This window comes from Dermacoccus sp. UBA1591, assembly GCF_002322065.1.
In the GTDB taxonomy this organism is placed as follows: Bacteria; Actinomycetota; Actinomycetes; order Actinomycetales; family Dermatophilaceae; genus Dermacoccus; species Dermacoccus nishinomiyaensis.
Genome location: NZ_DCNR01000002.1, coordinates 10,522 through 20,077, shown reverse-complemented (window position 1 = coordinate 20,077; position 9,556 = coordinate 10,522). Strand labels below are relative to the sequence as shown.

The following is a 9,556-nucleotide window of genomic DNA, read 5'->3' as shown; positions in this document are numbered from 1 at the left end:
CGGCTCGCAGCTCTGACCGGGGCATGACGAACCCGCGCCGAGCGTCGGTCAGGCAGTCTGCGTCGGTCAGGCAGTCTGCGTCGGTCAGGTGGTGAGCGTCGGTCAGGCGTCGCGCTTCAGGTGCTGGTAGCTCGCGATCAGTCGCTCGCGCCACCACTGCCGGCGCTCGGGGCTCGCGCGGTGCCGCTCGACGCACGTCGGGTCGAGGTGGCGCGCGGCGGCGGCGCGAGCTACGTCGATCGTCCCGTCACGAGGGACGAGGGGGTCGGCGACGACGTCGCCGTCGAGCAGGTTGATCGTGCCGAGGCCGCACGCGTGATCGAGCTCGGGCAGAGCAGCCGCGAGCGCCACGCCGGCCGCCATCCCGGGGCTCGAATCGAGCGCCGAACTGACGACCATCGGGAGGCCTGTTTCGTCTGCGATGCGCAGCGCCGCGCGCACTCCCCCGAGCGGCGCGACCTTGACGATCGCAAGATCAGCGGCCTCGAGCTCGACGACGCGCATCGGGTCGTCGGCCTTGCGGATCGACTCGTCGGCGGCGATGAGAACGTCGATTCCGTTGCGCACGAGCGTCTTCCGCACGCGCGCCAGATCTTCGACGGGCATGACGGGCTGCTCGACATATTCGAGGTCGAACGCAGCCAGTCGTGTGATCGCGGCGACGGCCTGGTCGACATCCCATCCGCCGTTCGCGTCGAGACGCACCTTCGCGTCGGCGCCGAGGCCGTCACGGACGGCGGCGACGCGGGCGACGTCGTCGTCGAGGTTCTGGCCCCTCTCGGCCACCTTGACCTTCGCGGTGCGGCACCCGTTGAACCGGGCGAGCACCCCGGCGACGGCGCCGGCGGGAACAGCCGGGACGGTCGCGTTGACGGGCACCGTCGCGCGCACCGGCTCGGGCCACCCGAGGTACGCCGCCTCGATCGCAGCCGCGAGCCAGCGCGACGCCTCGGCTGGCCCGTACTCGAGGAATGGCGCGAATTCTCCTGCACCACAAGGCCCCTGAAGATAGGCACACTCGCGATGCTCGACACCACGAAAGCGCGTGTTGAGCGGAATCGAGACGACCTCGAACCCATCGAGCAGCTCATCGAGCGACGAGAGGGGCAGTTCAAGAGGCCGCGCGTTCATGCCCCCTATCGTCGCAGCAGCTTCCGCGATGCAGGCCCCGGGACACGAACCGCCCTTACGCCACGTGCAGGCCCGCGCGTCCAGCCCGGGACATGAACTGTCCCCATGCCATCTGACGGCCATGCGCGGGCGGCGCTTCCCACACTCGCGCGCAGCACCCCCGCGAATACGAGCGGCAGGGTCGAATCGGCGCATCCTGCCGCTCCTACTCGACCGATTCGCTCGTGTTCAGGAGGCGGGCACACAATGGCGTCATGACGAAGATCGCGCTCATCACCGGAACCTCCAGCGGCATGGGGCTGCATGCCGCCATCGCTCTCGCCAAGGCGGGCACCACGGTCGTCGCGACGGTTCGTTCGTTCGACAAGGCGGGCGAGCTCAACGAGACGGCGGCCAAGGCGGGCGTCACGCTCGACGTCCGTGAACTCGACGTCACCGATCATGGCGCGGGCGAGAAGCTCGTCAATGCGGTCGTCGAGCAGTACGGGCGACTCGACGTGCTCGTCAACAACGCGGGGCGCGGGTGCGTCGCTACCGCGGAGACGCTCGACATGCTGACGATCAAGGAGCAGATGGAGACGAACTACTTCTCGGCCGTCGCGCTGACGCAAGCCGCACTGCCGCACATGCGCAAGGCCACGTCCGGCACGATCCTGACGGTGACGTCGGTCGGCGGCGCCGTCGGCCAGCCGTTCGCCGACGCCTACTGCGGCGCCAAGTTCGCCGTCGAGGGTTTCATGCAGTCGCTGTCGACGGTCGCCGCGGCGTTCGGCATCAAGGTCAGCGTCATCGAACCGGCTGCCGTCGCGACGAACTTCGTCGAGAACGTCCAGCGCGACGACGCGGGGCCGTACGCCGACCTGCTCGCCGCGTACATGAAGCGCACCGAAGGTGCCTTCGCCAACGCCCAGAGCGCCGAGAGCGCGGGCGAGGCCATCGCCGGGGCGGCCCTGTCGGACGAGTACCGCTTCCGCTGGCAGACGAGCGACGCGGCGACGACGTTCGCGGGGATGTCGCTCGCGGACCTCGACGGCTCGAAGGTGTTCGAGGCCACGCGGAGCTGGACGCAGGGCTGACGCAGCGCAGACAAGACGAACGCACCGGACGATCACAGATCGTCCGGTGCGTTCGTCGTCGGCAAGGCCGGTTCCAGAGCGGCGGCGTCGAGGGCCTCAGGCGTGTGCGCCAACCTCGATGAGCACGACGCCGACGGCGATGAGGGCCATGCCGCACCACATCATGCGAGTGATGGGCTCCTTGAACACGAACCGGCTGACGAGTGCCGTCAGCGCGACGCCTGCGGCGGCCCAGATGCCGTACGCGACACCGATGCCCATGCCTTCACCCAGAGTGCGCACGAGCAGGTACAGCGCCAGGGCGTAAGCGACCCCGACCACGGCGTAGTACCGCGCCCGCCCCTGCGCTGCCACGCGCATGAAGGCCGTGCCGATCACCTCGCTGATGACCGCACTGACGAGGAAGATGTAGCTCACGCGCGCACCTCGTTCATCGTCGCGCTCGAACCGTCCTCGGCCGGTGCTTGGGAGTCGGAGCCGCCCTCGACCATGATCACGCCCCCGATGACGAGTGCGACGCCGCAACCCATCATCAGCGTGAAGGGCTCGCCGAACACCACCGTCCCGACGAATGCCGTGAGCGCCACGCCGAGCGCGCCCCAGATGCCGTAGACGACGCTGAGTGCCATGCCCCGGCGCAACAGCAACGCCAACAGGACGAAGGCGATGAGGTCGGCGATGAGCGTGAGCAGAAACCACGCGGCTTCCTGCTCCGCGCGCTTCAGCGCTGACGAGCCGATGACCTCGCACACGACCGCGCATCCGAGCATCAGGTAGTTCTTCACGCCTTCTCCTCCTTCACGTTCTTGATCTTCTTGCCGGGCTTCGTGTCGGGTTCGTGTGGCGACGTGTGGTGAGGGGCGTCATCGTCGACGGCGCCGATCTCCGATGTGGCGCCCATGCCGGACGTCGTCAGCATGCCCCTGGTGCGAAGACGCTGCGTGTCGCTCGCCCTGCGTCTGGAACCGCGACGAAGTCAGCGCCGGAGCTGCTGGCGGACCTGAACCGCAAGGTTGATGAGGCGCTGGCCGAGATGAAGGCCCAGCGGGCGGCCACGGACACGGCCCTTGCCGCGCTGAAGGCCGAGCAGGCGAAGGTAGTGGCCCGCCAGGGTGAGTACGACGCCAACCTCGAGGACGTGACCAAGAAGGTTGCCGGCGCGCTGAACGGGCTCGGGCGGAAGATCGACGGGGCCACGAAGTCGATCGACCTCACTGGGCACGCCGAGCAGGCCGCCGCTCGGATGGACGAGACGTATGCCAAGGGTGACGCCCTGGCGGAGCGGCACGAGAAGATCCTCAGCAACATCGGCCTGGTGGTCGGCTACACGGGCCAGTGGATGCTGTTCGCCGCTGTGCTCGTGTGGGGCGTCGGCTTCCTCGTCTGGTCGCTGGTGCGCGGCTGGTCGATGCTGGTCGCCGAGTCTTCGGGAACGTGGGACAAGGTGCAGGGATTCGCCGGGTGGGCGGTGTTCACGGCCGCCGTGCTGGCCGGCCTGTTCTTCGGCGGCAAGTGGCTCTACGGCAAGTGGCGGAAGTAACGATCTACCGGTTGCCCTTGCTGCGATTGTGGAACACGCACAGCATCTCGCAGTTCGACAGGTCCGATGCGCCGCCCTTGCTCCACGCGGTGACGTGATCGGCGTCCATCTCGCCGATGTCGTAGATGCGGGTGGCGTTGTTGTTCGAGCCAGCCGCGCAGGCGGCACAGTTCGAGATCCCGGCCTCTTCGGCCTTCTTGGTCTGCTCGCCGTAGGCAGCCAGCTTCGTGCGCTCGTCGAAGACACGGACCTCGATCAGCTTGGTGTCCTCCTCGCCGCCGAGGACGTACTCGTAGATGCCCGGCTTGCGCTTCACCTGGACGTCGGCCATCAGGGCCGCGACGCGCTTCTCGAGCTGGGCCGGGTCGAGATTCGCGCCGGCGTACTGCTTGTGGAGCGGACCCCACTTGACCGAGGACATCTGCTTGCGCTTCTTCGGGAAGGTCGTCTCGACCCAGTCGATGACGCCCTTGAAGTAGAGCCAGAGCTCGTTGGCGTTGTTGTCGTGCTGGTGGTCGCGCATGTACTCGTCGACCTTGCCGTCGTTGATCCACTCGATGGCGGTCTCGAGGTAGTCCTGGCGGATCGGCGAGCCGGACATGTAGTCGCTGGCGATGCCGTAGGCCGGGCAGCCGTTCTTGCTGAAGTACTTCTTCGCGGCCGTGACAAACGGGCCGTGGTAGACCGCGTTGCGCAGCTCCTGGTCGGTGAGCTTCTCACCGGCGATGTTGATCGTCTTGAACCAGTCGAGCTTCTCCGAGTCGGTGCCCTGGCAGAAGTAGATCATCAGCTCGTAGTCGAGGATCTGCTCCTGTTGGTCGTCCTGGAGGTTGTGGAAGGCCATCTGGTGGCCGTCGATCTCGATGGAGAAGTCGCCCTCTACGTACTGACAGATGCTGATGGTGCGCTGCTGACCGTCGATGACCTCAAACGTGTCGTCGTCCTGCACGGCCCAGTACATGACGTTGAGCGGGAACTCCTTGCGGAGCGTGGTGATCACCGCGTCGCGCTGCTTGTCCTTGTAGACGAACTCGCGCTGGTAGGGCGGCCGGATGTCAAGCTTCCCGTCGTAGCCGACCACGCCGGCCTCGTCGTTGTCCTCGTAGCCCTCGACGAGGGCTCGCACCGGGATGCGCTTCAGCTCGATCTTCATCAGGAGTCCTTGCGTCGGATGAAGATCCGCTTGTAGGTGGCCTGAACGATGTGACCGTCGTCGTTGATGAAGTAGTTCTTCTTACCGTCGTTCCCCGCAAGGTTCGCGTTCTCGTTGGTCTTGCCTCCGGACGACCCGGTCGGGCTGCCGTCTGGACGCATCTCGCGGTAGTCGTCGTACTTCTTGGTGTCCGGCACGGCATCGTGGCAGCCACGCTGCGTGGTTCCGAGGATCTCGAACTGGTCCGGGTTGTGCTTGTCGAGGAACGTGACAGGCACGCCCATGACACCCGGGTAGTCCTCCGGGATCTCGCTGGTCTTGCTGACCTCGATCGCGTCGTAGTTGTCGTACGTCGGATAGACGGCAGGGTCGTACTTGCGGAAGAGGATCAGTTCCTCGTGCCGCTTGGCGATGTCAAGGTTGGTGAACCAGCACGCGTTCCCCAGGCTGCGCCATGCCTGGCCGTGCTCATCGACCCAGTACCGGGTCTCTCGGGCCTCGTAGTGGTTCGGGACTCGGAACTTCATGTCTCCGTTGTTGACGCCCAACCACATCTTGTTGGCCGCTATCAGCGGGAAAGTCTCCTTGTAGGTGATCGCGCCCTGATTACCGACGATGAGGAACCTCTTGTCGTACTTCATCAACTGCGCGACGTACTCACGGAACAGGCTGAAGGGCGGGTTGGTGACGACGACGTCGGCCTGCTTCAGCAGCTCGATGGACTCGGCACTCCGGAAGTCGCCGTCACCCTCGAGGTGCTCGATCGCGATCTCGTCGGGATCCGGCACCCGGTTGTTGTTCTTGTCGCCCTCGTACTCCAAGTAGACCGCTCGCTCGGAGTCGTACTGGCTGAACAGGTCGGCGTCCTGGCTCTTGTAGCAGGAGGCGATGAGCTTCTTGAGCCCGAGCTTCTCGAAGTTGTAGCTGAAGTAGCGGAAGAAGTTGCTCTCGCGCGGGTCGTCGCAGTTGAGATAGACGACCTTGCCCTTGAAGTGCTTGCGGTAGTGCCGGAGCTCCTTCTCGATGTCAGACAGTTCTGTGTAGAACTCGTCCTGCTTCGCACCCTTGGCTGCGTTCAGGTGCCGGATCACTGAGCGGGTCGTCGTCACGGTGCCCATCCTAGTTGAGCGCACCGACGTTGGCCGGCGCTTCGGGCACGCGCCCCGTGCTGGCCTTCCTGCAGTTCTGTGCACAGTCCGTGCACGGTAAGGGCTTGATAGCGCCCTGACCTGCGCAAACGCTGCTCGTTAGTAATACCAGGGGAAACCCGACCAGTCGGGCTCGCGCTTCTCGAGGAACTGATCGCGGCCCTCGACGGCCTCGTCCGTCATGTAGGCGAGGCGTGTGGCCTCACCGGCGAACACCTGCTGGCCCATGAGGCCGTCGTCGGTGAGGTTGAACGCGAACTTCAGCATGCGCTGTGCCTGCGGCGACTTCGCCATGATCTCCCGCGCCACCTGCAGGGCCTCGCTCTCGAGCTCGGCGTGCGGGCAGACGAAGTTGACCGCACCCATCCGGTGCATGTCGTCGGCGGTGTAGGTGCGGCCGAGGAAGAAGATCTCCCGCGCGAACTTCTGCCCGACCATCTTCGCGAGGTACGCCGAGCCGTAGCCGGCGTCGAACGAGCCGACGTCGGCGTCGGTCTGCTTGAACCGCGCGTGCTCGCGGGAGGCCATCGTCAGGTCGCACACGACGTGGAGGCTGTGCCCGCCACCGGCGGCCCAGCCGGGCACGAGGCAGATGACGATCTTCGGCATGGTGCGGATGAGCCGTTGCACCTCGAGGATGTGCAGACGCCCACCTTCGGCCTTGACACGCAGTTCGTCGACGCCGCTCGCGGAGTCGTCACCCGTTGGATCGGCCGCGTACTGGTAGCCGGAGCGGCCACGGATGCGCTGGTCGCCGCCCGAGCAGAACGCCCACTTGCCGGCGCTGCCGGTGCCCTCGGGCCCGGGGCCGTTGCCGGTGAGCAGGACGACGCCGACGTCCGGCGTGCGGCGTGCGTGATCGAGCACGCGATACAACTCGTCGACGGTGTGCGGACGAAAGGCGTTGAGCACCTCGGGACGATCGAACGCCACACGCACACAACCGAGTTCGCGACTGCGGTGGTACGTGATATCCGTGAGATCCTCGAACCCCTCGACGGCGGTCCACGCGCTCGGGTCGAAGGGGTTCTCGGACTGCCGGACGGCTTCGTCAGGGGTGGTCTCACTCATGCCGCCAGTCTAGGACGCGGCGGTGACGACCCCATCGTGCCCTAGAGGAACGACGGTGGCGGCCCCGCAGCCCCGTGCACCCCTGCGATTTTCGTCCCCCTCTGCGAATTTCGTCCACATTCGTCACTGGCCGTAGCAGAGTGCCGGTCTTCGTGGTCGGCGGCGAACTCGGCAGGAGCATGCCCGCCGACACCGACCGTCGCCGGCGTCGTCAGCCTCCGTGGACGGACGCGGCGAGCTCGTCAGGAGCATGTTCGGCGGCGACGCCGGCCGTCGCGTCACGCCGTGACGCCGTGATGGCCGACCCCGCGCCGGCGATGACGACGAGGAGCACTGCAAGCGCGCGCGTCGCACCGAAGCCCTGATCGAGCAGCAGCCACCCCGCGAGCGCCGCGATGACGGGTTCGAGGGCGAGCAGCACCCCGAACACGGCCTTCGGCAGCCGTCGCAGCGCCGACAGCTCGAGCGCATACGGGACGACGGAGGCGAGGAACGCGGTGCCGATGGCGAGCGCGAGGTAATGGACGTCCGTCAGCCCTGTCCAGGCGCCCTGCGCTCCGAACGGGACGAGTGCGACGGTGCCGACGACGAGCGCCATCGCGAGGCCACCCGCGCCGTCGACCGCTCCCCCGACGCGTTCACTCGCGAGGATGTACAGCGCCCAGAAGAACCCCGCGCCGAGGACGAACGCGACGCCGACGAGGTCGAGCGAACCACCTGCGTCATCGAAACCGAGGATCATGACGCCGACGAGCGCCAGCACGATCCAGGCGAAATCCTTGAGCTTGCGCGACAGGATCGCGGCCAGCCCGAGCGGGCCGAGGAACTCGATGGCGACCGCCGGGCCGAGAGGAATGCGCGCGATCGCCTCGTAGAACATCCCGTTCATACCTGCGAGAGCGAGGCCGAGCGCGGCGACAGCCGTCCACTGCGAACGCGTCCAGGTGCGCACCCTCGGGCGCGTCACGAGCGCCAGCATGACGGCGGCGAGGCCGAGCCGCAGCGTCGTCACGCCCGTCGCTCCGAGCGGGCCGAAGAGCTGCGTCGCGAGGCTCGCGCCGAACTGCAGGGATGTGCACGAGCCGATGACCATGAGGACGGCCGGGGCCGTCGAGGAGGACATGACGCTGGATGAAGAAAACCGTGACGGGGCCAACGAAGCTCCTGAACATCTGTGGGCCGCCGCAAACCCGGGTTCTCACGACAGTGACCGCGCCGCAGTCACCACTGCTGACGGGCGCCACGATACGGCCGCGCCGCAACGCGTCGCCAGACGGGCTCAGCCCGTGAACCGGTGGCACGCAGACGAGGCCCTGGCAGCGTCGTCACCCAGCCGCGATCGCTCATCCCCAGCCCTGGCCGCTCGTCGCTCACGCGCCGCGCTCGACCCACCGTGCCCCATCTGTGGACCGGCGGGCGAGAGCGTCAGGAGGTGCGGTGCACCTTGTGCTGCGCGGCCTGGGCGCGCGGACGCACGACCATCTGATCGATGTTGACGTGCTCCGGCAGTTCGGCGATGTAGGCGACGGCGTCGGCGATGTCGTCCTGCGTCAGCGGCGCCTCGACGCCCTGGTACACGGCCGCGGCCTTGTCGGCGTCACCGCCGAAGCGGACGAGCGCGAACTCGTCACTCTTGACCATGCCGGGGTCGATCTCGCAGACGCGCACGGGCTTGTCGAACAGCTCCAGGCGCAGCGCCCCCATGAGAGCGCGCACGGCGTGCTTCGAACCGCAGTACCCGGCGCCGCCCTCGTAGCTGACGATGCCGGCCGTCGACCCGATCGTGATGATGACGCCGTGTGCCGTCTCCAGCGCCGGCAGGAACGCCTGGATCGTCGCCGCGGTTCCGATGACGTTGACGTCGTACATGCGGCGCCAGTCGTCGAGGTTCGCGGTCGCGACGGGCTCGGCACCGAATGCGCCGCCGGCGTTCGCGACTAGCACGTCGACGCGCGAGCCGGCCTGAGCGGCGAGGTTCTTCACGTCGTCGACGTTCGTCACGTCGCACTGGACGGCGCGCCCGTCGATCTCCCGGGCGAGCTCCTCCACCCGGTCGAGTCGCCGCGCCGCGCACACCACGTCGTACCCCCTCGCCGCGAGAGCGCGAGCCGATGCCCGCCCGATCCCGCTGCTCGCACCCGTCACCACTGCCACCTTGCGCTCAGTCATGACCCCATCCTGCCCGTCCTGGCCGCACCCCGCACCTGACGACCGCCGGCGCGAGGCACCTCACCTGGCTCTGCCGGGCGCGTCGTACAGTGAACGTCATGCCTGAGCTCGTGCCGTTCGCCGTCGACCGCGCCGACATCACGCCCTACTACGAGGCCCTCGATGCCGCGCTCGCCGGAACCGGCCCGGCCCTCGCGCCCTACGAGGCGGGCACTCCGGCCCCCGACGTCCCGCGTCACCCCACCGACGCGCCCGAACGCCTCGCGCT

Annotated in this window: 11 protein-coding genes; 2 read left to right on the top strand and 9 right to left on the bottom strand. The window is 67.4% G+C overall.

Annotated features, from left to right (window positions below):
• Positions 1-102: 102 nt before the first annotated feature.
• Positions 103-1,131, bottom strand: a complete 1,029-nt coding sequence (locus B2284_RS00270; protein WP_286697067.1) for an o-succinylbenzoate synthase — start codon at positions 1,129-1,131, stop codon at positions 103-105.
• A gap of 254 nt (positions 1,132-1,385) precedes the next feature.
• Between B2284_RS00270 and B2284_RS00265 the strand changes: the two genes are divergently transcribed.
• On the top strand, positions 1,386-2,207 hold the full coding sequence (locus B2284_RS00265) for an SDR family oxidoreductase (RefSeq protein ID WP_286697066.1): 822 nt from the start codon (positions 1,386-1,388) through the stop codon (positions 2,205-2,207).
• A gap of 96 nt (positions 2,208-2,303) precedes the next feature.
• On the opposite strand, the gene B2284_RS00260 is transcribed toward B2284_RS00265, so the two are convergent.
• Genes B2284_RS00260 through B2284_RS00250 form a run of 3 tightly spaced genes read right to left on the bottom strand, consistent with a single transcriptional unit; the run spans position 2,304 to position 3,126 of the window.
• The gene (locus B2284_RS00260; protein WP_286697065.1) at positions 2,304-2,624 is read right to left on the bottom strand and encodes a DMT family transporter; all 321 of its coding nucleotides are present in this window, start codon (positions 2,622-2,624) and stop codon (positions 2,304-2,306) included.
• Complete coding sequence (locus tag B2284_RS00255) at positions 2,621-2,992, bottom strand: DMT family transporter (protein WP_286697064.1); 372 nt, start codon at positions 2,990-2,992, stop codon at positions 2,621-2,623. The genes B2284_RS00260 and B2284_RS00255 overlap by 4 nt, the downstream gene beginning before the upstream one ends.
• Positions 2,989-3,126 carry a hypothetical protein gene (locus tag B2284_RS00250; RefSeq protein ID WP_286697063.1) on the bottom strand — a complete coding sequence of 46 codons (138 nt, stop codon included), beginning with the start codon at positions 3,124-3,126 and terminating at the stop codon, positions 2,989-2,991. Before B2284_RS00250 ends, B2284_RS00255 begins: the two co-directional genes overlap by 4 nt.
• 114 nt (positions 3,127-3,240) lie before the next feature.
• Between B2284_RS00250 and B2284_RS00245 the strand changes: the two genes are divergently transcribed.
• A complete protein-coding gene (locus tag B2284_RS00245; RefSeq protein WP_286697062.1) occupies positions 3,241-3,747 on the top strand; it encodes a hypothetical protein in 507 nt (168 codons plus the stop codon).
• Positions 3,748-3,751: 4 nt separating this feature from the next.
• On the opposite strand, the gene B2284_RS00240 is transcribed toward B2284_RS00245, so the two are convergent.
• From B2284_RS00240 to B2284_RS00220, 5 genes are all read right to left on the bottom strand, one after another.
• On the bottom strand, positions 3,752-4,900 hold the full coding sequence (locus B2284_RS00240; protein WP_286697061.1) for an HNH endonuclease family protein: 1,149 nt from the start codon (positions 4,898-4,900) through the stop codon (positions 3,752-3,754).
• The gene (locus B2284_RS00235) at positions 4,900-6,009 is read right to left on the bottom strand and encodes an adenine-specific methyltransferase EcoRI family protein (protein WP_286697060.1); all 1,110 of its coding nucleotides are present in this window, start codon (positions 6,007-6,009) and stop codon (positions 4,900-4,902) included. The genes B2284_RS00240 and B2284_RS00235 overlap by 1 nt, the downstream gene beginning before the upstream one ends.
• A gap of 138 nt (positions 6,010-6,147) precedes the next feature.
• Positions 6,148-7,119, bottom strand: coding sequence for a 1,4-dihydroxy-2-naphthoyl-CoA synthase (locus B2284_RS00230; protein ID WP_286697059.1), 972 nt, complete (start codon positions 7,117-7,119; stop codon positions 6,148-6,150).
• Positions 7,120-7,330: 211 nt separating this feature from the next.
• Positions 7,331-8,242 (bottom strand): EamA family transporter, encoded by a 912-nt coding sequence (locus tag B2284_RS00225; RefSeq protein WP_243755114.1) that lies wholly within the window; start codon positions 8,240-8,242, stop codon positions 7,331-7,333.
• 302 nt (positions 8,243-8,544) lie between these two features.
• Positions 8,545-9,288, bottom strand: coding sequence for an SDR family NAD(P)-dependent oxidoreductase (locus B2284_RS00220; protein WP_286697058.1), 744 nt, complete (start codon positions 9,286-9,288; stop codon positions 8,545-8,547).
• Between the last annotated feature and the right edge of the window lie 268 nt (positions 9,289-9,556).

What these genes read in the sequence shown, in the direction of transcription:
- B2284_RS00245 (WP_286697062.1), top strand. Translation starts at nt 3,241, where the DNA reads ATGAAGGCCCAGCGGGCGGCCACGGACACGGCCCTTGCCGCGCTGAAG.
- B2284_RS00230 (WP_286697059.1), bottom strand. Translation starts at nt 7,119, where the DNA reads ATGAGTGAGACCACCCCTGACGAAGCCGTCCGGCAGTCCGAGAACCCC.
- B2284_RS00270 (WP_286697067.1), bottom strand. Translation starts at nt 1,131, where the DNA reads ATGAACGCGCGGCCTCTTGAACTGCCCCTCTCGTCGCTCGATGAGCTG.
- B2284_RS00250 (WP_286697063.1), bottom strand. Translation starts at nt 3,126, where the DNA reads ATGCTGACGACGTCCGGCATGGGCGCCACATCGGAGATCGGCGCCGTC.
- B2284_RS00265 (WP_286697066.1), top strand. Translation starts at nt 1,386, where the DNA reads ATGACGAAGATCGCGCTCATCACCGGAACCTCCAGCGGCATGGGGCTG.
- B2284_RS00225 (WP_243755114.1), bottom strand. Translation starts at nt 8,242, where the DNA reads ATGTCCTCCTCGACGGCCCCGGCCGTCCTCATGGTCATCGGCTCGTGC.
- B2284_RS00240 (WP_286697061.1), bottom strand. Translation starts at nt 4,900, where the DNA reads ATGAAGATCGAGCTGAAGCGCATCCCGGTGCGAGCCCTCGTCGAGGGC.
- B2284_RS00220 (WP_286697058.1), bottom strand. Translation starts at nt 9,288, where the DNA reads ATGACTGAGCGCAAGGTGGCAGTGGTGACGGGTGCGAGCAGCGGGATC.